The organism is Amycolatopsis sp. NPDC101161 (assembly GCF_044768185.1).
Taxonomy (GTDB): domain Bacteria; phylum Actinomycetota; class Actinomycetes; order Mycobacteriales; family Pseudonocardiaceae; genus Amycolatopsis.
Map to the genome: position 1 here is coordinate 1,033,860 of NZ_JBIWPI010000003.1, position 21,923 is coordinate 1,055,782.

Annotated in this window: 14 protein-coding genes; 8 read left to right on the forward strand and 6 right to left on the reverse strand. The window is 70.2% G+C overall.

Annotation, left to right across the window (positions count from 1 at the left end; translation table 11 throughout):
- Positions 1 to 73: 73 nt before the first annotated feature.
- From ACIRSS_RS26305 to ACIRSS_RS26315, 3 genes are all read left to right on the forward strand, one after another.
- Complete coding sequence (locus ACIRSS_RS26305; protein ID WP_400899335.1) at positions 74 to 646, forward strand: TetR/AcrR family transcriptional regulator; 573 nt, start codon at positions 74 to 76, stop codon at positions 644 to 646.
- 612 nt (positions 647 to 1,258) lie between these two features.
- On the forward strand, positions 1,259 to 1,435 hold the full coding sequence (locus ACIRSS_RS26310; RefSeq protein ID WP_400899337.1) for a hypothetical protein: 177 nt from the start codon (positions 1,259 to 1,261) through the stop codon (positions 1,433 to 1,435).
- A gap of 26 nt (positions 1,436 to 1,461) precedes the next feature.
- Positions 1,462 to 3,240: an aKG-HExxH-type peptide beta-hydroxylase gene (locus ACIRSS_RS26315; RefSeq protein ID WP_400899339.1), complete on the forward strand. Its 1,779-nt coding sequence runs from the start codon at positions 1,462 to 1,464 to the stop codon at positions 3,238 to 3,240.
- A 65-nt stretch (positions 3,241 to 3,305) separates the two neighbouring features.
- Here ACIRSS_RS26315 and fxsT read toward each other — a convergent pair whose 3' ends face one another.
- The 3 genes from fxsT to ACIRSS_RS26330 are packed head-to-tail and all read right to left on the reverse strand — an operon-like array spanning position 3,306 to position 10,007.
- Entirely contained in the window at positions 3,306 to 7,508 is a 4,203-nt protein-coding gene (gene fxsT, locus ACIRSS_RS26320; RefSeq protein WP_400899341.1) for an FxSxx-COOH system tetratricopeptide repeat protein, read from the reverse strand.
- A 4-nt stretch (positions 7,509 to 7,512) separates the two neighbouring features.
- Entirely contained in the window at positions 7,513 to 8,529 is a 1,017-nt protein-coding gene (locus ACIRSS_RS26325; RefSeq protein WP_400899343.1) for an AAA family ATPase, read from the reverse strand.
- Complete coding sequence (locus ACIRSS_RS26330) at positions 8,526 to 10,007, reverse strand: hypothetical protein (protein ID WP_400899345.1); 1,482 nt, start codon at positions 10,005 to 10,007, stop codon at positions 8,526 to 8,528. The genes ACIRSS_RS26325 and ACIRSS_RS26330 overlap by 4 nt, the downstream gene beginning before the upstream one ends.
- Positions 10,008 to 10,109: 102 nt before the next feature.
- Between ACIRSS_RS26330 and ACIRSS_RS26335 the strand changes: the two genes are divergently transcribed.
- Positions 10,110 to 15,455, forward strand: coding sequence for an AAA domain-containing protein (locus ACIRSS_RS26335; protein WP_400899347.1), 5,346 nt, complete (start codon positions 10,110 to 10,112; stop codon positions 15,453 to 15,455).
- Positions 15,456 to 15,504: 49 nt separating this feature from the next.
- Here ACIRSS_RS26335 and katG read toward each other — a convergent pair whose 3' ends face one another.
- Both katG and ACIRSS_RS26345 read right to left on the reverse strand, forming a co-directional pair.
- Positions 15,505 to 17,775, reverse strand: a complete 2,271-nt coding sequence (gene katG / locus ACIRSS_RS26340) for a catalase/peroxidase HPI (RefSeq protein ID WP_400899349.1) — start codon at positions 17,773 to 17,775, stop codon at positions 15,505 to 15,507.
- A 23-nt stretch (positions 17,776 to 17,798) separates the two neighbouring features.
- Positions 17,799 to 18,224: a Fur family transcriptional regulator gene (locus ACIRSS_RS26345; RefSeq protein WP_086682245.1), complete on the reverse strand. Its 426-nt coding sequence runs from the start codon at positions 18,222 to 18,224 to the stop codon at positions 17,799 to 17,801.
- Positions 18,225 to 18,580: 356 nt separating this feature from the next.
- Between ACIRSS_RS26345 and ACIRSS_RS26350 the strand changes: the two genes are divergently transcribed.
- The 4 genes from ACIRSS_RS26350 (at position 18,581) to ACIRSS_RS26365 (ending at position 21,064) form a co-directional block, all read left to right on the forward strand.
- The gene (locus ACIRSS_RS26350; RefSeq protein ID WP_400899351.1) at positions 18,581 to 18,970 is read left to right on the forward strand and encodes a hypothetical protein; all 390 of its coding nucleotides are present in this window, start codon (positions 18,581 to 18,583) and stop codon (positions 18,968 to 18,970) included.
- 14 nt (positions 18,971 to 18,984) lie between these two features.
- A complete protein-coding gene (locus ACIRSS_RS26355; RefSeq protein ID WP_372666221.1) occupies positions 18,985 to 19,602 on the forward strand; it encodes a hypothetical protein in 618 nt (205 codons plus the stop codon).
- A gap of 91 nt (positions 19,603 to 19,693) precedes the next feature.
- Positions 19,694 to 20,716, forward strand: coding sequence for an LLM class flavin-dependent oxidoreductase (locus ACIRSS_RS26360; protein ID WP_400899353.1), 1,023 nt, complete (start codon positions 19,694 to 19,696; stop codon positions 20,714 to 20,716).
- Between the two features lie 114 nt (positions 20,717 to 20,830).
- The gene (locus tag ACIRSS_RS26365; protein ID WP_400899355.1) at positions 20,831 to 21,064 is read left to right on the forward strand and encodes a hypothetical protein; all 234 of its coding nucleotides are present in this window, start codon (positions 20,831 to 20,833) and stop codon (positions 21,062 to 21,064) included.
- A 44-nt stretch (positions 21,065 to 21,108) separates the two neighbouring features.
- Here ACIRSS_RS26365 and ACIRSS_RS26370 read toward each other — a convergent pair whose 3' ends face one another.
- Entirely contained in the window at positions 21,109 to 21,870 is a 762-nt protein-coding gene (locus tag ACIRSS_RS26370; protein ID WP_400899357.1) for a polysaccharide lyase family 7 protein, read from the reverse strand.
- Positions 21,871 to 21,923 lie beyond the last annotated feature (53 nt).

Here is a 21,923-nt window from a genome sequence, read left to right on the forward strand (position 1 = left end):
TCTTCGTGCGATGATGGTGAAGCGGAGGAGCCTCCGCTAAACCGACCGTAGCACAACCGGAGGTGCCTCCGCTTTGCCTTCGCCGGAACCTGACCGGCCGGTGCGCTCCGACGCGCGCCGCAACCGGGAGAAACTCGTCGCCGTCGCGCGCGCCGCCTTCGGCGCCGCCGACAGGACCGTCGCGCTGGAAGCGATCGCCCGCGAGGCCGGCGTCGGGATCGGCACGCTCTACCGCCACTTCCCGACCCGCGAGGCGCTCGTCGAAGCCGTCTACGCGGCCGAGCTCGACGACGTCACCGCGAGCGCCCCGGCGTTGCTTTCGGAGCTGCCACCCGAGCCCGCACTGCGCGCGTGGATGGACCGGTACGCGGCGTTCATCGAGACCAAACGCGGGATGGGCGACGTCCTGCGCGCAAGCGTGGCGTCGGGCCGCATCACAACCCCGGTGACGCGACGCCGCATCACCGAGGCGATCGGCGCGATCCTCGCCGCAGGGGCGCGCGACGGCACGTTCCGCGCGGGTGTCGACCCCGAAGACGTCACGCTGATGCTGCTCGGCGTGTTCCTGTCGACATCGGCCGACCAGGACGCGAAGCGGATAGCGCGGCTACTCGACCTGATCGTCGACGCACTGCGGCCGATGTGACACGTGCTGGCGTGACGAACTCTCGTTGGTCGGTGCTCGTGGTGCGGGTACCCGCCGGCAACGGGAGCGCTGGTCCAGCCGTAGGCGGGCCGAGCCCACGAGCGCGGCAACGGGCGTGGCGGCGGGACTTTCGGCCGCTACGGCGGGCCTGCCGGGGGCAACGGTCCTGCCAGAGATAGCGGGGCTGCTGGTGGCCGCGGTGGCGATCGGCGCCGGAACGGGCTTGGCAACGCCGATCGCGTTCGCCCACCTGGCGGCATCGACGCCGAAGGCGCGACTGGGCCGGACAATGGAAGCGGCGGAGGTGGGCCGCGAACTGGGCGACTCGGGAGGCCCCCTGCTCGTCGGAGCCCTGGCGGCGGCCGGGTCGCTCACCGTCCGGGCCGGGTGGGCTGGCGGCTTCGTGGTGGCGGTCGGAATCACCGCCCGCCGCCAAGCACACCGCAGTCCCACTCGAAGCTGACGGACAAGTGGAACCGGCCGCCTTCCGGAAACGCACAGTATCCGGACCGGCGGCATTGATCCGCCAAGCGGACGGTCACAAAACCGTTTTGTTGTTGCATGATGATTACTCCCCCTGATCGCGGGGCTCGTCGTGAGGGAGGACCTGACATGGGACAGGCGCGGGGCGAAGTCACCACCAGGATGGTCGATCTGTCCACCGTTTCCTTGGCCGATTTGCGCCTGAGCGACGACCCGGCGCTCCACCACTCGCTCCGGCTGGTCGCCGGGCGGGCCGAGTGCAGCCGCACCGGCGTTCTCCAGAACCAGGCGCCGGACGCGCGTTGAGCCGGGGTTAGGGAACTCACGACCCGATGCTGGACACCCACCGGGTGTCACTGACCAACCTCGACGCGATGGCCGCGGGCCGGAGTGACGCGGCCGTCGTGGCGCAGCTCAGGCAGGCCGACCGCAGCCGTCGGTTGACGTTGCTGCGGGCCGTTCTCGACGCCGCCGCCGAACTGAACCCCGCGATGTCCCCGTTGCCGCCGCTCGACGAGGCGTGGACGTTGCTGATCGAGGCGCAGCAGCGCGATCCGGCCGCGACTGATCGCGTCCTCGCGCACCCGCACACGGGCCTCTGGGCGGCGAACCTCCTGCAGCGACTGGCAAAAGGCGGATCCGGTGACTCGCCGCTGTGGGCCGATCTCGGCGGTCTCCACCGGCTGGCCACGGCCGCGGCCATCCGCGCTGGGCACGACTTCCGGTCCAGGGTCCCGGTGTGGCGTGGCCGGCTGATGCTGCCCACGCTCGGCCTCGCCGACGTCCGCAGCCGCCGGGACTGGGATTTCGCGCAAGTGCACGCCGAAGGCGGGCACGTCCTCGTGCGGGGCCCGTCCGGCAGCGTTCAGCTGCCCGACGACAGCGCGGCCGACGGCCCGGGCTGGCTTCCCCTGCGTTCACTGCCTATCGGCGACGGCGAGCTCTTCCTCGACGACATCGATCCGTACCGCGTGTTCGACGGACCTCTTCCGCCGCAGCGGCTCGAGGCCGGCGAAGTGGCGCGGTGGGCGGAAGTCCTGAACGCCACCTGGCGGCTGCTGACCGAGCACCACCCCGCGATCGCGGCGGAGCTCGCCGCGGGGCTCACGACGCTGGTCCCGCGGGCGGCGATCGACCGCTTCACCCCCTACAGCGCCTCGCACAACGACGTCTTCGGCTCCTTGGTGCTGTCCCGGCCGCCGGACCCGACGACGTTCGCCGCCACCCTCGTGCACGAGTTCCAGCACAGCAAGCTCGGGGTGCTGCTGGTGCTGGTCGATCTGCTCGATCCCGCCGGGGACAACGACTCCGCCCGGCTGTACGCCCCGTGGCGCGACGATCCACGCCCGCCCGTCGGGCTCCTGCACGGCGCCTATTCCTTTCTCGGCGTGACGGCGTTCTATCGCGGGCACTACCCGGTGGCGCAGGGATTGGCGGCCCGCGCCGCGCAGTTCGAGTTCGCTTACCGGCGCGAGCAGGCGGCGCACGCCGTCAGCACGTTGCTCACCGACGCGGTGCCGTCGGCGCTGGGGCGGCGGTTCCTCTCCACGGCCCAGGACCGGCTGCGCGAATGGGGGACCGAGCCACTGCCGGCCGACATCACGCAAGCGGCCGCACGCGCGAACCTCGACCACCGCCTGTCCTGGCGGCTGCGACACCTGCGGGTCGCGGACGGGGTGGTGGCGGAACTGGCCGGGGCCTGGCTGCGGAACCGGCCCTGCCCGTTCGTCCCGGCCGCGCCGCCGAGCCTGGTGCCGGCGACGGGTTCCGCCGGCCACGCGCGGCTTACCCTCACCCGGACGTGGCTGACCGATCCGGACCTGTACGACGTCTACCGCGCCGAGCCGGAACTGGCGATGGCCGAGATCGCCGGCATGTCCGCCGCGGACCTGGCGCTGGTGGACGGTGACACGGCGACCGCGGCCGAACTCTACCGGCGTCAGCTCACGATCACGCCCGATTCGCCGGCCGCCTGGGCCGGCTTCGCGCTGGCCACCCGGCATCCGCTGCTGCTGAGCCGTCCGGAGCTGGTATCGGCGGTGCACCGCGAAGTCCGGCGGCAGCGCGGGGTGGCACCGAACCCGGATCGGCTGGCGCGCTGGCTCGACTGACGGCGAACGCACGAAGCCTCCGGCGGGTTTCCCCGGCCGGAGGCTTCGTGCGGTGACCCGACCGGTCAGATCTGCATCGGGTCGATGTCGCAGTTGGCGCGGTGGTTGAACTGAGCGTCCGCGGTCGCCGGGTGCTCCGAACCGAGGACTTGGCGCAGCCGCCGGACGGCGTTCAGCTGGAGGCTGTCCGCTTCTTCGGCGCGGCCGAGCCCTCGCAGGTCGAGCGCCTGGTTGACCAGGAGTGCCAGCGTCGACGGGTGGTCGGCGCCGAGCACGCGCTGGGAGCGTTCGAGCGTCGCCACATCGAGCGCGTACGCGGCTTCGTAGTCACCCGATTCGGCGAGGTCGCTCGCGTGGTTCGTCGCGCAGACCAGCGTGAACGGGTGATCGTCGCCCAGCGCCTCGGTCATGTCGGCCAAGGCGCGCTCGCCCAGTTCCCGCGCCTGCTCGACCGAACCGAGCAGGCGCAGCGTGACCGCGAGATTGGTCGCGGCGGCCACGCTGAACGGGTGCTTCGGGCCCCAGCTCGCCTCGTAGAGGCCCTTGACGTGCTCGCCGAGCCGCCGGGCTTCGGCGAGGTTGCCGTCCTGGCGGTGCTCGATCGACAGGTCCATGGTCGCGGACATCGCGTCGGGGTGGGATTCCCCGTACTTGGTGACCAGGCCGTCAGTGGCCTCCATGGCCAGCGTGAGCGCCTTCTTGTCGCGGTGCAGACCCGCTTTGCGGTACGCGATCGCGAGGTTCTTGATGGCCGACAGCGTCATCGGGTGCCGGCCGCCGAGCTGCGCCCGCATGCGGCGGACGGTGTCTTCCTGTTCGGTCCGCGCCTGCAGGTAGTCACCTGTTTCGCGCAGGTCGACCGACCAGTTGTCCAGCGTCAGCAGCGTGTGCCGGTGGTCCGCGCCCAGGACGGTCTGCTTGCGCTGCGCCGTCCGCTCGTCCAGGTCGCGCGCCCCGGCGAAGTCGCCGACCAACCGCAGGCTGAGCGCGTAGTTGTTGGCCGCGGCGAGGGTGTCCGGGTCTTCGTCGCCGAACCGGTCGAGTGCGCTCAAGTAGGCGAATTCGTTCATCTGGCGAGCCCGCTCGAAGTCACCCTTGGCCCGGAGGTCCGAGGCGACGCCGTGCATCGTGAGCAGCGTTTCTTCGTGCGTTTCGCCGAGCGTTTCCTGCATCAGCGCGAGCGTCCGCTCCGCGACGACGCGGCCTTCCTCGAACCGGCCGAGGGCCCGGAGCATGCGGCCCCACCAGCGCGAAACGACGAGGGTGTCGGCGTGTTTTTCCCCGAGCTTCTCGTTCCAGAACTTCGCGTAGTCCTCGGCCATTTCGAGAGCGCCGGCGGGGTCGCCGAAGGCGAAGAGGTAGTTGACCGCGTTGATCGCCATCCGGCGCACCCAGCGGTCGGTGCAGTTGCGGGCGTCGACGGCGCGGATGTGCGGCAGCATTTCCGCGTAGCGCGACCAGTAGTCGACCGAGTCGGGTTGCTTGGGGTCGCGGTTGGCGAGCAGCAGGTGCGCGGTGTGGCGGACGCGCTCCTGGTCCTCCGGCCCGAGTTTGTTGCGCAGCACCAGCTGCACGAGCCGGTGCAGCTGGAGGGTGTCGCTGCGGTGGTCGATCTTGGCGAGGCTGTAGCGGTTGATCTCACGGATCGCGCGGCTCAGCTGGATGGGGTCGCCGAGGGTCTGCTCGAGCGCTTCCGACGTCGGGACGTTGCGGACGCCGCTGAACATCGCCCGCGGGATCGGCTCCGGGGAGAAGAACGCGCACACTTCGAGCAGTTCCAGCGCGCCCGGGTTCTCGTCGCGCAGCCTGTCCAACGAAACGTTCCACGCCGCTTCGACCGCTACGTCGTAATCCGCGGGCGGGCGTGACTGGAGCAGTTCGGTGCGCTTGTTCTCGAACAGTTCCAGGTACTCGTCGGTCGCCATGCCGGTTTCGGCGCGCCACGCCGCGGCCTGCTCGACCGCCAGCGGCAGGTCGCCCAGCACAGTGGCCAGCCGGTCGGCGTCTTCGTCGGCGAGGTCGTGGTTGCGGCGCTGGAGCAGTTCGCGGCTTTCCGATCGCCGGAAGACGTCGACCTCGACCGCCTGGGAAACCTCGGACCACTGCGGATTCCGCGAGGTCACGAGGATGTGGCCCTCACCGCGCCGCGGCCAGAACTTGCGGACGTCCTCGGGCCGGTCGGCGTTGTCGAACACCAGCAGCCAGCGGCGGTACGGCTCGCCACTGCCCAGCGCTTCGAGGACGGCGGGTACCGCGGTGTCGACGGACTGCTCCACCGGAAGATCGAGGCGCTTCGCCAGTTTCACCAGCGACGCCTGGATTTCCGACTGGTTCTCCGAGGGAATCCACCAGATCAGATCGTATTCTTCGGCGTGGCGGTAGACGTACTCGACCGCGATCTGCGATTTGCCGATGCCGCCCATCCCGTGCAGCGCGCCGGGCAGTACGGCCGTACGGGTCGATTTGGAAAGTTCACCGTGCAATGCCCGCAGGATGTCCCCGCGCCCGATGAAGTTGACATTGCGCAGCGGAACGCCGCCCCAGACGGCGGGCTGCTGGCCGGAGTGGCGGACCTCGGTGCCCGGCTCCGATCTCGTGGTAGTCACTGAGATCCCTCGAGGGTGGTTGATCGGTTCAGCTTGCGGGTCGGACCCTACCGGATGTTGGCCTGGAGGTGCCCCTAGGCCTTCCGACGTCCTAGTCGCGCGTGCGCCGCCATCGTTACGGGACCCCCTAAACCGTTCCAAGGCATCACCCAATCGGTTAGCTCGGCGTGTGTAAGGCCCCGACAGCGCTCTTAGAACGTCACGTTGGACAGTCAACAACGGTTCAGAGCGTGACGTAACCACCGGTAGAGTGGCGTCATCGGGAGCCGCCAGCGCATTGCGCAGATTCGCGACCGCGGGCTCCTGGGGACCCAGGACGTCCTGGACCACCCGCTGGACTCGCGCGGTGTCCGCGCGCGAAACCAGGGCCAGCAACCGACGGCGCAGTCCCGGCGCGAAATCGTACTCGACCGGGCTTTCCCCGTCCGCCGGTACGCGGTGCAGCAATCGGCCCAGCTGGATTTCGGCCAGGTGCGCCGGCCGTGCCTGCGGCATCAGGGTGCCGTGCACCGCTTGCATGACGCGCAGGGTGAGCGGTGCCGCCGCGAGCAACCCGGCCAGGCGGATCGCTGGCGAGGTGCCGGTGGCGAGGAACTGGTCGAGTCTTTCCGTGGGCGACGGCGGTTCTCCGGTCTGTCCCACTTCGTCCGCGAGATCTTCGTCCGTCGGGGGGACCAGTACCGGGAGCCGCACGGCGGGAGTGCCGGCGATCAGTTCGGCCCAGCGGTGTACGTGCCGCGGTTCCAGTTCCAGCACCGGAATCGGGTTCGCGGTGCCAGGACGGACCCCTCGCAACGTCCGTGACACCACGCGGATGCCGGTCCAGCTCCAGCGTTCGGCGGGCAGGAGGTGGAACAGGCTGACTTGACAAGTCTTGGCCCACAACGACAGGAGCCCGAACATCGACCCGCTGCGCCACGCGGGACCGACGCCGTCGCTGAGCACGACGATGACGCGTCGCCCGGTCGGGTCGGCCAGCTGCGCCGGTTCGCAACCGGTGCCCGGTGCGGTTTCCACGAATCGGACGACCGGTTCGTCGGTGTCCACCGAAACCGTCTTGACGTCGGAAAACGCGCCCTGCCTTTCCAGCAGGGCGCGAAAGGCGCGGGAAGTGCGTTCCCAGAACACCATCGAAGAACCGCGGTCGACGACCAGCACGACCTCGAACGGGTGACCTCGCGAGGCCCGGTGCACCGGCAGCCACACCTTGGTCTCCGCCGCGGCGACCGCCGTTTCTTCCTCGTCCAGTTCGCTCTTGTGCTTCAGCCGGACGAGGCGGTTCAACGGCCGCAGCGCCTTCGCCAGGCCTTGGGGCAGGCTCGGCGGCACCGTGCGGACCGGCCGTGCCGCCGCGGGCCGGTGCGTTCGCGGCCGCACGGGGACCGGTTCGAGGGAAACGGGCGTCGGTTCCGGGTGATCGCCCGGGCGGCCCGGGTCCGGGCGACCGGGTGGCAGGTGGTCGACGCGGGGTTCCGTCGGCGACGCCGGTTCGGGCTCCCGGTCAGGCGGGGGCGGGGGCGGGGGTGGCGGCGGCGGGGGCTCGGGCCGCGGAGCCGCTCGCGGCGATTCGCTCGCCGCGATGCGGGCGGCGAGCCAGACCGCGTCGGCGATCTCGTCCGCGCTGAGCGCCTCGGTGGCGAGGCGGTCGACCGGGTCGGCCATCGGCTCAGTCCGTTCCCAGGACGTTGAGCCGCCGCCACAAAGTGCCGCGCAGCACCTCCCAGTTCGCGTCGTGCTGGTGGGCGCCCGACGTCGTCAAGTGCAGGGCGTTGAGCAGCTGGTCGTTGGCGAGACCGCCTTCCTGCCCGCTGTTGGCGAGGAATTCGTGGATCAGGTCGTCACTGCGGGGCGGCACGTCGCGGAAGTGCGCCGCGACCATGCTCACGAGCTGTTCGAAACCGGGCTGCGGCATGTCGAGCCGCAGGCAGCGGCGCAGGAACGCGGGCGGGAAGTCCCGTTCGCCGTTGCTCGTCACCACGACGATGGGGAACGCACGGCACTGCACGTGCCCGTCGCGCACGACCGCCCGGCCGCCGCGGTCGTGCGTGAAGACGGTGACCTCGGGCCGGGCGGCGGCGATCCGGGCCAGCGGCTGGATTTCGAAGTCGCCGTCCTCGAACACCGCCAGCAGGTCGTTGGGCAGGTCGATGTCCGACTTGTCCAGCTCGTCGATCAGGAGCACCCGCGGCCGGTCGTAGGGCAGCAGTGCGGTGCCGAGCGGGCCGAGGCGGACGAACCCGCCGATGTCGGCACCCTCCTCGGTCGCGGCGGCCTGGACCCGGCCGATGGCGTCGTAGGTGTACATCCCGTCCCGGGAGATCGTGCGGCTGCTGATCGGCCAGCGCAGCACGGGGCCCAGCCCCAGTTCCCGCGCGATCTTGTAGGCCAGGCTGGACTTGCCGGTGCCGGGGTTGCCGGTGATCAGCAGGGGCCGCCGCAAGTAGAGCGCCGCGTTGACGGTCAGCACCTCTTCGAGCGTCGCGTCCCGCGCGGACGCCACGGCCGGCACGCCGAGCCGGCGGACGAACTCGGCGTCGGACGCCGTCGGGACCGGCAGCGCCGGCCCGCCGTCGAACGTGCGCCAGCTGGGCGGTGCGGGAAGTTCGGGGGCGTCCTCGCCGGTGGGCGGCGGCAGCCCGTGACCGCGGTAGACGCACCAGGGCGGTATCTCGGCACCGCTCATCGCGCGGGCACCTCCTCGATCGGAGCCGCGGGCGGATCCTGCGGCTCGACGGGCCTGTCCGGGTCGTCCCACAGCAGCGAAACCCGGCTCCCGACGTGGGAGTCGGGCCGGGCGGCCTGGCGGGCCCGGCTGCGCAGGAGGCGAAGGTGCTCGACGAGCTCGGGCAGGAAGTCGCGCAGGGACTTGATCTCTGCCTCGAACGCCGAGCGGGCGGCCTCCGTGCGGTGCCAGATCATCACCGGGATGCCGGTCCGGACCCCGACGAGCACCTCGCCGGGGTCCGTGCTGTCCGGCACCGAACGCAGGACCAGCGACAGGACCTTCTTCTGCGCGGCCAGTTTCGCGTCGAGCGCGGTCAGGTGCCGCCGTTTCGAGCCGTCGCTCCAGAGCCAGTGCTCTTCCGGCGTGGTCAGCCCGGCGGGCACCTTCTTGAGCAGGTCCCAGCGCCGCCGCCATTCCCGGTGCCAGCGCGGCGACCGCGCGCGGTCGAGGCTGCGCACGACCACCTGGTAGTGCAGGCCGAGCGGGCGCGGCAGCGAGCTGCCCGCCTCCAGGTCCCACTGGTCGACGGGCAGGTTCAGCAGCGAATAGGGGAGCAGGAATTCGAGGCGGATCGCCGTGGCGTTCTGCGCCCAGCCGGTTTCGGCCTCGACGACCAGCGCGGCCACGTGCGCGCGGACGGCGTCGAGGTCGCCGGTGAACGGCTCGCTCCGCCGCGGCCGCCACCCGGTCGGATCGTTGTGCCGCCAGTGCACGACGACGAACAGCCCGGTGTCGAGCAGGTCCGGTTCGATGCGGACGACGAGGTAGGCGACGACCTCTTCGGGCGTGGCGGGCTCGGTGGCCCGCGCGAGGCGGACGGCGTTGATCTGCTCGGTCACCCCCAGCCGCGCGGCCTGGCGGTCGTTCCAGCCGCGCAACCCTTCGGCGCGCTCGTCGTCGGCGGCGGCGGCGAGGTACTCGACGAACAGCAGCAAGGGCGGGACCCCGTCGGGCTGCGCGTTCATCCGTTCCAGCGTGGCGAGCGCGTCCGCCGGCCGGTGGTCGGCCGAGGTCAGCTCGGCCGCGGGCCCGGCGGCCGCCCGCACGAGCTCGGCCAGCCGGCTGCTCGGGTTTTCGCCCAGCAGGTTCAGCAGTTCCCGGCGGTCGTATTCGGTGACGAGGTCGAGAGCGGCCATGTCCTCGACGGCGGACCGGGCCCGCTGCACGGGAATCGACCCGGGCTCCATCTGTTCGACGGCGTCGACGAAGGCGGCGAGGGCCCGCGGGTGCTGCCGCCGGCAGGCCTGCACGATGCCGATCAGGCTGGCCCGCGTGGTCGGCAGGTCCTCGACGACCAGTGGCATGCCGAGGTGGTCGGCCAGCAGTTCGAGGCAGAGTCGCCGGCTACCGGGGTCGCGCAGGGACGGGATCTGCTCCAGGCAGTCGATGAGGAACCCCAGGGAGCTCGGGTAGTCAGAGCCGTTCCACGACGTCACCCCGCCCCTCCCTCGCCCTCCGGAGTTAAGGGGATATCCCAGCATGACCCATTTGGACAACCGCTGAGGTGCTATCTCAACCGGACGGCCTATCACGGCGGTTTGAACAACGCTTTCGGGTCGCTCACGTTCGGGTGGTGTCGGAGCGCATTTTGTAACGGTGTGATGTCGGCCGTATCGCCCGACACGTCCGAAACGATGAGCACGATGGTCTGTTCGGCGGTGAAGAAATGGGGGACGGCGGTGGCGAACGATGGCGCTGCTTCAGAACAGCGGAGTGCTGCGGTCGATCGAGCGGTGCGGTTGTTCCGGTTCCTGGCGCGGAGCCAGCAGCTCAAGTCCCACCCGCCGCGCACCACCGACAGCTACGAGTCCGTGCTGTGGTTCGGGCGCTTGCCCGAGCATCCCGCCATCCTTTCGGCCGGCGGAGAGGACTCCACCGCTCTGCTGCGGATCGAACGGGTCGCTCACCACGAACCTCCGGCACCCGGCGCGCACCTGGAGCCTTGGCTGGACGGTGAATGGGACGACCCGGTCACTCCGCCGACGCTGCGTGAATCATTGACCGAAGGCGAGCACCGGACCGCCCTCGAGGACGCGCCGGGAATCCGTGACGCCCATGCCGAGTGGGAAGCCGGCTGGTCCGTCTGGGCCGAACGCGAGCGCACCGACCGACCGGCGCGAAACATCTACAACGACCTGTTCTCCGCGTACGTCAGCGCGACCGGGCACGCCGAAGAACTCGAACTGGTCGTCGGAGTCGGCTGCCTGTCGTGGGCGCCGCCCGGTGACTACGTCGTGCGGCGGCACCTGCTCACGGTGCCCGCCACGATCCACTTCGACGACGGCACCGGACAGCTGACCGTCCACCAGACGGAGGTCGCGGCCGGCCTGACCGTCGAGCTGGAGATGCTCGATCCCGGCCGGGTGGCCAATCCGCCGCACGTTGTCCGGATCAGGAACGAAGCTCGCGAATTCGACGCCTCCGTCGGGGACCGCGAAGCCGTGGGCGGCGTCTTGCGCCGGCTGGTGAACGCCCTCGACAGTGACGCCGCCTACCTCGATGAGGACGAGCCACCGAAGCCGGGCGCGCACGCCGTCGCTGCGTTCGCGCCCGCGCTGATCCTGCGCAGGCGTTCGACGCAGGGGATCGTCGACATCCTCGACTCGGTCGCCGACCAGCTCGAGGAGTCGGGCGTCGTTCCGGACGGCCTGCTCCCGCTCGTCGATCCCGACCACCGGCCGGCTTCGGAACGTTCGCCCCAGCCGGGAGCGCTGGTGGAGGTCGACGCGGACCCGTTCCTGCCGTTGCCGGTCAACGAGCGGCAGTTGCGCGTTCTCACGCAAGTCGACGCGAAGGCGCAGACCCTCGTCCAAGGCCCGCCGGGAACCGGCAAGACCCACACCGTCGCGGCCCTGCTGTCCCACCTGCTCGCGCAGGGCAAGCGCGTCCTGGTGACCGCGCACACGGATCGCGCCCTCAAGGAGGTGCGGACGAAGCTTCCTCGAGCGATCGCGCCGCTGGCGGTCTCGGTCGTCGGTTCCTCGCGGTCCGACCTGGCGGATCTCAAGGTCGCGGTGGAACGGATCAGCCACGTGGCCGGTGAGTACGACGCAGGCGCCGCGCGCCGGGTCGTCGATGACCAGCTGACGGCGATCGAGGAACTCCGTCTGCGACGTGCCGCGTTGTACCGGCGCATGCTCGACGCACGCGGGGAGGAGGTCGTCGATTTCGAAGTCGGCGGCTACCGCGGCACGCTCGCCGCCATCGCGCGGCGCGTCGAATCGGAGCAGGACCGGTTCGGCTGGCTCGCCGACCTGGTTTCCCCGAGCGGTGCCGGTCCTTCCCCGATTCCCGCCGGCCACCTCGTCGAGTGGCACCGGAGTGTCCTGGACGACGAGCTGGCCGCCGACGAGCCCGAGTCCCGGCTCCGGCTGATTCCCCTGGCCGACGTCCCGACGGCTGAGGCGTTCTCGTCGTTGGTGACGGCGGAACGGCAAGCCATCTCCGTCGAGGAAAGCCACCGCACGCTCGCCGGGCACACCGCGTTCGACGGCGTGCGCCGGCTGGACCCGTCGACGCGGACCGTGCTGCGTCAGCGGCTCAACGGGTTCGCGCGCGAGGCGGAAGAACTGTCGCGCCGGCGTGAAGCGTGGATCAACGACTCGCTGGCCGACGTGCTGGCCGGGCGCGCCAATCACTGGCGGTCGCGAGCGGACCAGGTCGCTCAGCTCATCGGCTACGCGGGCCCTCTGGTGACCCGCCTCGGCCCGCTCACCGACGTGCGGGTCGGCCCCGCCGACCTCGGTGCGCTCGTCAGCTTGGCCACAGCGCTGCGCGCGCACGTGGGAGGCGGCAACACCCTCAAGACGAACCCGGACGGGTCACCCAAGACGGGAGCGTTCGCAGCCAAGGCCGTCAAACAGGCACAGCCCCTGTTCCAGGCCGTGCGGGTCAACGGTGTGCCACCGACCGGAGCGGAGCAGCTCGACCTCTTCCTGACCTGGGCCGAGGCGTCTCGAACACTCGACGCGCTGGACCGGGCGTGGCCGGACTCGGTGCACATCCCCGTCGAAGACACCCCGAGCGAACGACTGCAGTGGCACGTGACCGAACTGGCGCAGCTGCGCCGCGTCCTGGCGTTGGGGGAGACCCTCGAGACCGAGGAGCGCGGCCTGGCGGGCCTGGGGCTCCCGCGGCCGAACTGGACCGACCTCGACGCCGTCCGGACCTACGCGCGGCTCGTCGACGCCGCGGCCGTGTCCGACGCCCGGACGGCCGCCACCTCGCCGTTGCTGGAACTCGCCCGGACCGTCGGCGACGTGGCGCGGTGGGCGGACGCCGCTCCGTGCGTCAAGGATCTGGCAGCCGCTGTGGAGGAGCGGAGCCACGAGCAGTACGCGGTCGCTCGGCACCGGCTGGCCCGGCTGACCGAAGTCGCCGGGCTGGCGCGCCGTCGCGACGAGATCGCGGCCGCCTTGGCGAGCTCGCTACCCGGTGTGTACGAGGCTGTGTCGGCGGATCCCCGCGACCCCGCGTGGGTGAACAGGCTGGCGGAGTGGACCGCGGCCTGGGCCTGGGCCGAGGTCCGGGCCTGGGTTCTCGGTCGCGGTGGCGAGGACGTTAACGCCCTGCAGGCCGAGGTGCTGGAAGTCGAGGCGCAGCTGCGTGGGCGAGTCGAGAAACTGGCCGCCGAGCGCGCTTGGGGACACGCCGTTTCGCCTGAGCGGCTGTCCGGCAAGGCCCGCGCCGATCTCCTGCAGTACGCCCAGCTGGTCAAGCTGCTCGGCAAGGGCACCGGCATGTACGCCGACAAGCGCCGGGCCGACATCAAAGCGGCCATGGACCGCTGCCGCCCCGCGGTGCCCGTGTGGATCATGCCGGTCTACCGGATCGCCGAGCAGTTCCGCGTCCAACCGGACATGTTCGACGTCGTGATCGTCGACGAGGCGTCGCAAGCGGGTCTGGAAGCGACGTTCCTCCAGTACCTCGCGCCCAAGATCGTGGTGATCGGTGACGACAAGCAGGTCTCGCCCTCGGCGGTGGGTACCGACCAGCAGCAGCTGCGCGATCTCGCCGGGCAGTACTTGTGGGACGACCCGTACCGCGCGTCCTGGCAGGACCCGAAGCGCAGCCTGTTCGACGAGGCGAAGATGCGCTTCGAGGGCATGACCACGTTGGTCGAGCACCGGCGCTGCGTGCCCGAGATCATCGGCTTCTCGAATCGGATCGCCTATGAGCCCGACGGCATCCGGCTGGTGCCGGTACGCCAGTACGGGGCGGATCGCCTGGAGCCGATCAAGGCGGTGTTCCTCGAAGACGGCTATGAGCGCGGCGTGACCGACAAGGTGAACCCGGTGGAAGCGGACGCCATCGTCGAGCAGATCGAAAAGTGCGTCACCGATCCGCGGTACGACGGGCTCACCTTCGGCGTCGTGTCGCTGCTCGGCCGTGCCCAGGCGAAGAGGATCGAGAAACGTCTGCTGGAACGCATTCCGCCCGAGGAGTGGAAGGCGCGCGAGCTGCGGTGCGGCGACTCGGCGGACTTCCAGGGCTCGGAGCGCGACGTGATGTTCCTGTCGATGGTGAAGGCGCCTGAGCCGGGAAAGCGGATCGGCTCGCTGACCCAGGACATGTACGTCCAGCGGTTCAACGTCGCTGCTTCGCGTGCCAAGGACCAGATGTGGGTGTTCCACTCCGTGCGGCTGTCCGACCTCGGCAACCCGGAGGACATGCGCTTCCAGTTGCTGGACTACTGCTACGCGTGGTCCGGGCGCGGTGAAGGCCTCGACGACGCGAGGCACACCGCCGTACCCGAAGACCGGAAGGTGGAACCCTTCGATTCGTTGTTCGAACAGCGCGTGTTCAACCGCCTCGTGGACCGCGGGTACAGCGTCGTTCCCCAGTTCCCGGCCGAGGGCTACCGGATCGACCTGGTGGTCGTCGGCCGCAAGGCGCGGCTGGCGGTCGAATGCGACGGCGACGCGTGGCACGGACCGGACGCGTACGAGCGCGACCTCGCGCGGCAACGTGACCTCGAGCGATGTGGCTGGCGGTTCTTCCGCATCCGCGAGTCGGAGTTCTACGCCGACCGGCCGGCGGTCCTGGCGCGGTTGTGGGAGACGTTGCAGGAACTCGACATCCATCCCTCCGGCTGGGCTTCGGACGCCGAGGACCCCTCGGCCGCCGAGCCACGCCTGCCGGTGGTCGAGCCCGTGCTGACTCCGCGACTGGAGGTTGTGCCGGAACCGGTCGAGCCCGAACCGGGCGCGGTCGAGTCCGTCGCTCTCCAGCAGGTCGTGGCCGCACCGGTGGCGGAGCCGCCGGCCGTGGCGTCGGAACCCGGGGTGTTCACCGTAGGATCGCCGGTGCTGGAAGTCCTTGTACAGGAGGACGACTCGAGGTCCGCGGCGGTCGAGGAGCCGGTATCGGCGCCCGCGGGCTCGCCGCTCGCGGCTTACGGTCACTTCGACGGCACGGTCATCCAGGTCGGCTCCGCGTCCCGGAGGGAGCTGGTGGAGGGCCTCGTGCACATCGTCGAGGCGGAGGGGCCGGTACTGGGCGGTCGGCTGCAGACCGCCTACGTCCGGGCGTCCGGCGCCGTCCGGGTCACCAAGCTGGTCGCGAGCGAGGTGAACAAGGCGATCTCGCAGGCAGTCCGTGATGGCCGGCTGGTCGAGGACAATCCTCTCGACGAGCGCGGGATCAAGCCGCGCACCTACCGGCTGCCCGACCAGCCGGAGGTGCGCCTGCGCCTCTTGGGACCCCGTTCCTTCGACGAGGTTCCCCCGGGCGAGCTGGCGGCACTGCTCGGCCACGTCACGGAACGGGACGGGAACATCGGCGAGGAGGCTCTGCAGCGGGCGGTGCTGGAACTGCTGGGCTTGAAGCGCCTCACCGACAACGTCAAGAACCGTTTCGCCGCGGTGCGGACTATCCGGTCCTGACGAAAACGGGCCCGGCCGAAGATCGGCCGGGCCCGTCACAAGCCGAGGATCAGACCAGGTCGAACCGGTCCAGCTCCATGACCTTCGTCCACGCCGCCACGAAGTCCGACACGAACTTCTCGCGCGCGTCGTCGCTTGCGTACACCTCGGACAGGGCACGCAGCTGGGAGTTGGCGCCGAAGACCAGGTCGACCGCCGTGGCCGTCCACTTCAGCTTGTCCGTGCTCACGTCGAGGATCTCGTACACGTTCTCCTCGGACTTCGACGCCTGCCACTTCGTGCCCGGGGCGAGCAGGTTGGCGAAGAAGTCGTTCGTCAGCACGCCCGGCTGGTCGGTCAGGACACCGTGCTGGGTGCCGCCCGTGTTGGTGCCCAGCGCGCGCAGGCCGCCCACCAGGACCGTCATCTCCGGGGCCGTCAGGTTGAGCATGTACGCGCGCTCGACCAGGAGCGTCTCCGGCTGGAGCTTCTCGCCGGCCCGCAGGTAGTTGCGGAACCCGTCGGCGCGCGGCTCGAGCACCTTGAACGAGTCGACGTCCGTCTGCTCCTGGGTGGCGTCCGTGCGGCCCGGGTGGAACGGCACGGTGGTCTCGACGCCGGCGTCGCGCGCCGCCTTCTCGACCGCCGCCGAGCCCGCCAGCACGATCAGGTCGGCCAGCGAGATCTGCGCGCCGCCCGCCTCGTTGAACTCGCGCTGGATGGCCTCGAGCTGGTCGAGCACCGGCCCGACCTGCCCGTTGACCTCCCAGTTGCGCTGCGGCTCCAGGCGGATCCGGGCGCCGTTCGCGCCACCGCGCTTGTCGGTGGAGCGGAAGCTCGCGGCCGATGCCCACGCGGTCGAAACCAGCTGGGACACCGAAAGGCCGGACTCCAGCACCTTCGCCTTGAGGGCGGTGATGTCGGCGTCGCCGACGAGCTCGCCCTCGACGGCCGGCACCGGGTCCTGCCACAGCTGCGGCTCGGCCACCCACGGGCCCAGGAAGCGGCTGACCGGGCCCATGTCGCGGTGCAGCAGCTTGTACCAGGCCTTGGCGAACGCCAGCGCGAACTCGTCCGGGTTCTCCAGGAACCGGCGCGAGATCGGGCCGTACACCGGGTCGAAACGCAGCGACAGGTCCGTCGTGAGCATCGTCGGCTTGTGCTTCTTGTCCGGGTCGAACGGATCCGGGATGATCTCCGGCGCGTCCTTGGCGACGTACTGCTTGCCGCCGCCCGGGCTCGTCGTGAGCTCCCACTCGTAGCCGAACAGGATCTCGAAGAAGCGGTTGCTCCACTGGGTCGGCTTGTCGGTCCACGTCACCTCGAGGCCACTGGTGATCGCGTCCGCGCCCTTGCCGCTGCCGTGGGTGCTCAGCCAGCCGAGGCCCTGCGCCTCCAGCGGCGCGCCCTCGGGCTCCGGGCCGACGTGGTCGTCGGCGACACCGGCGCCGTGGGTCTTGCCGAAGGTGTGGCCGCCGGCGATGAGGGCGACGGTCTCCTCGTCGTTCATCGCCATCCGGGCGAAGGTCTCGCGGATGAAGTGGGCCGCCGCCTCGAAGTCCGCGCTGCCGCGGGGGCCCTCGGGGTTGACGTAGATGAGGCCCATCTCGGTCGCCCCGACCTCGGGCGCCATCTCCGAGTCGCTGATGTAGCGCTCGTCACCCAGCCAGTCGTCCTCGGGGCCCCAGAAGATCTCTTCGGGCTCCCAGGTGTCGACGCGGCCGAAGCCGAAGCCGAAGGTCTTGAAGCCCATCGACTCCAGGGCCACGTTGCCGGCCAGCACGAGCAGGTCGGCCCACGAGATCTTCTGGCCGTACTTCTGCTTGACCGGCCACAGCAGGCGGCGCGCCTTGTCGAGGTTGGCGTTGTCCGGCCAGCTGTTCAGCGGCGCGAAGCGCTGGCCGCCGTCACCGGCGCCGCCGCGGCCGTCGTGGATGCGGTAGGTGCCCGCGGCGTGCCAGCTCATCCGGATCATCAGGCCGCCGTAGTGGCCGAAGTCCGCCGGCCACCAGTCCTGCGAGGTGGTGAGCACCTCGGTGATGTCCTGCTTGAGGGCCTCGACGTCGAGCTTCGCGAACTCCTTGGCGTAGGCGAAGTTCTCGCCGAGCGGGTTGCTCTTCGACGAGTGGGCGTGCAGCACCGTCAGGTCGAGCTGGTTGGGCCACCAGTCCTTGTTGGTGCGCGGACGGCCACCCGTCTTCGGCTGCGGCGAATCGATCGCCGGGTTCTCGCTCTCGCTGCCGTGCGAGGTCACCGAGTCGTGCGCGACCGGGCAGCCGGCCGCCGCCTTCTGGTCCACACCCTGTGCGCTCGAGGGGGTGTTGTCCTGGGTGTTGCTCATCTACTTCCTTCCGGAGCCGGCGATCATTCGGGAGTTCGGGTGGCCGCGCAGTCGGGGCAGGTGCCCCAGTACACGACCTCCGCCTGGTCGATCACGAAACCGTGGTCGTCCGAGGCGGTCAGGCACGGGGTGTGGCCGACGGCGCAGTCGACGTCCGCGATCGCGCCGCAGGTGCGGCACACGACGTGGTGGTGGTTGTCCCCGACCCGGGACTCGTACCGGGCGGTCGCGCCCGCGGGTTGGATGCGCCGCACCAGGCCGGTGTCGGTGAGCGCCCGCAGGACGTCGTAGATCGTCTGGTGCGACACCGTCGGGTGCTCGGCCCGCACCAGCTCGATCACCGTCTCGGTGTCCACGTGCGGGTGGTCCCGCAACGCGGTGAGCACGGCCAGCCTCGGCCGCGTCACCCGCAACGAGACCGCCCGCAGCTGCGCCTCGAAGTCGGTCATCACGTCGGCCACCCTAGGGGCCTTCTCTGGAATGAGTCAAGTTATGACCGGATGAATTTTCATGATCGAGTCACCGAGGGTGACGTGATCGACGTCGGCTGTCACCGGGACGGCGTACTGTACCGCGGCCCCGAGTGGTCCGCACGGCGGCTCCGGGCCCCGCGAGGGAATGGGGCAGACCCCGATGCCCCGACGGGCAACACCCGCGCGTATCCGCCGGGACCGTCGTACTTTCGGAAGGGAAGATCTTTTCGATTCCCTGGAAAGGGGAAACAATGGCGCGCAATTGGACCAGAACAGCCATGGCGACGGCGGCCGCGGCGGCGAGTGTGAGCCTTCTCGGCGCGGTTCCGGCGGTGGCTGCGACGACGACCCGGCACTGCGTGCTGAACTCCGAAACCGGGGTGCAGAAATGCAGCACGGGCACCGGGCGTTCGGCGCTCGTCGCGCAGGAAGCCGGCCAGGTCGTCCAGGGCACGTTCTTCGACGGTCCCGACTACACGGGGAACTCGCTGACCATCACCGGACCCGAACTGTGCAAGAAGGACGGCTGGGTCAACTGGCAGTTCGACCTGGGCGACGACTGGAAGAACAAGATCTCGTCCGTGCAGCCGTGGGGCGACTGCTGGATCTGGCTCTACCCCGAGCCGAACCTCGGCGGCGACCGGGACGGCCCGTTCAAGGAGAACACCGGCAACGTCGGGTCCTTCATGGACGACCGCACGCAGTCCATCGGGTTCAGCTGAGCGAAGGAGAGACCATGACCAGCAAGCGAAACGCGTGGACGGCGGCGGGCCTCGGCCTGCTGACCGCCGCCGGTCTCGTGCTGACCGCGCCCGGCGCGTCGGCCGACGGCGGCCCGACCGCCCGCGAACTGCTCGACAAGTGCGACAACGGCACCGATTCCTGCGTGTTCCACCCGGCCGGCCCGCCGGAGGAGCACACCGGGGCCGGTCATCAGGTCGGTGAAGCGGCCTACAACTGCACCGGTGATCTGCAGCGCAGCACGGTGAACTGGTCCGACACGACGGGGGAGTCGAACAGTTTCGGCGTATCGCTGTCCGCCGAATACGGTTTCTCGGAAGTGTTCAAGGTGTCGATCGAAACGTCCTACCAGCACACGTGGGAGTCTTCGCACACCGAAGGGCAGGCGACCAACGTCGACGTCCGGCCCGGGGAAAAGGGCTGGGTGGAACGCGCGCCGAAGATGCAGAAGGTGCACGGCACCTACGAAATGCATTTCCCGGACCGGTTCTACGACCACTACATCTGGTACCAGGACTTCGACGCGGACGGCCCGGTGCCCGGCTCGACCGGGGACATCACGCAGCACACCGCGCCGATGACCGACCAGGAGAAGGCCGAGCACTGCGGCTGAGCGCCCCGGCCGCCGCCGCGCGCGGGGTGCGGCGGCGGTCGGCCCGCTCACACCGGGGAATCAAACCCGGCTCCCGGACGCTGAACCGGACGTGAAAAAGATCGGCTTCCTCTCGTTCGGCCACTGGTCGCCGAGCCCGCACTCCGAGACGCGCTCCGCCGCCGACTTCCTGCACCAGTCGATCGACCTGGCGGTCGCGGCCGAGGAGCTCGGCGTCGACGGCGCGTACTTCCGCGTGCACCACTTCGCGCGGCAGGCGGCGAGCCCGTTCCCGCTGCTCTCGGCGATCGGCGCGCGCACGTCGAAGATCGAGATCGGCACCGGCGTGATCGACATGCGCTACGAGAACCCGCTGTACATGGTCGAGGACGCGGGGGCGGCCGACCTGATCTCCGGGGGCCGGCTCCAGCTCGGCATCAGCCGGGGATCCCCCGAGCAGGTCATCGAGGGCTGGCGCTACTTCGGGTACGCCCCGGCCGACGGCGAGACCGACGCCGACATGGCCCGGCAGCACACCGAGGTCTTCCTGAAGCTGCTCGAGGGCGAGGGCTTCGCGCAGCCGAACCCGCGGCCGATGTTCGCCAACCCGCCCGGGCTGCTGCGCCTCGAGCCGCACTCCGAGGGACTGCGCGACCGCATCTGGTGGGGGTCGGGCTCGAACGCGACGAGCGTCTGGGCCGCCAAGCTCGGCATGAATCTGCAGAGTTCCACGCTCAAGGACGACGAGACGGGTGAGCCGCTGCACGTCCAGCAGCGCAAGCAGATCGAGGCCTACCGCGAGGCGTGGAAGGAGGCCGGCCACGAGCGCGAGCCGCGCGTGTCGGTCAGCCGCAGCATCTTCGCGCTGACCAACGACACCGACCGCGCGTACTTCGGCCGCGACCGCAACTCGCGCGACCAGGTCGGCATGATCGACGAGAACACCCGGGCGATCTTCGGCCGGTCGTACGCCGCCGAGCCGGACGAGCTGGTGCGGGAGCTCAAGGAGGACGAGGCGGTCCAGGCCGCCGACACCCTGCTGCTGACGATCCCGAACCAGCTGGGCGTCGACTACAACGTGCACGTGCTGGAGAGCATCCTCACCCATGTGGCCCCGGAGCTCGGCTGGCGCTGAGCCACTGGTCCTCGATCGCGGCGGTGACCAGCTTCTCGGCCACGTGGTCGAGGGCTCGCGTGTCCCGCTGAGCCGGGCACTCGGCGGCCAGTCCCCCTTCGCGCAGGGGACGTAGTGGCACGTCGAGCCCAGCGGGGTCCCGGCGTGCTTGGCGGCCTCGCGGATGCTCGTCGCGTCGAGGCCGCGCCGCCGGATTATGTCAGCCGTGCCCGCGACGAGCTGCTGACGACGGCGGGTCTGTCTCGGCCCGCGCGCTCGCCGAGAGCTTCGGAGCCCCCACGGCCGACGGCGATCGAGGCGATCCACCACGGGTTCGACGTCTTCAAACCGGTCTTCGTCAAGCGCTGAACGGAGAGCCGGTCCGGTGGTGGCGGCCACCGGGCCGGACAGCGTCAGCCGTGTGAGACGGTCAACCCGTAGAACGCGACCCGCGCGCCCTTGGTCGTGCTGTCCGAAGAGGACTGGTTGTACGAGCCCGCCTTGAAGTACTGCTTGTACGCCTTGAACGACGACGGGATCGAGTAGTGCGTCGTGCTGCCGTTGACCGTCAGGTCGATGGTGTTACCGCCGGAGATGCCGATCGTGTAGGTCCAGGTCTTGCCGATCGACACGTGCCCGACCGTGTGCGGCGTCTGGCCGCCGTCGGGGGAGTTCTCGGTGCCGAGGACGATGTCGCCGCTCGAGCGGTAGTACAGCTCCAGCAACGGCTTCGTCGACGAGCCGCCCGTGCCGAGGTGGACCTGGCCCACGCACACGTTGGACGTCACCGACACCACGCGCAGCGTCGCGCTCAGCTTGTGCGAGCCGCTCAGCGACCAGTTCGCCGCCGACCCGTCGCGGTTCATCTCGCGCAGCTCGGACCGCGCGTAGTTCGAGTTCGGCGTGGTGACGCCCTTTTCCGGCGCCCAGAACGTCATCGCGCCGTCGCGGGTGTCGGTGTAGAAGTAGCTGTCCTGGAAGCCGTTCGGGCCCTGCAGCCGGGACGAGGAGATCGTGGTCGGCGAGCCGGGGGAGCCGACCGGCTCCTGCAGCTGCCAGATCCCGAGGTCGAAGTTGCCGCCCGGGGCCACGGCCGGGTTGGCCGCCGACGCGGGCGAAGCGGTGGCGACCAGGGCAGGCACCGCCAGCAGGACGAGCAGGGAACGCAAGCGCATCGAGGTGTCCTTTCACGATGTAAATGGTCTGGACAACCCGGCGGCGTGGGAAA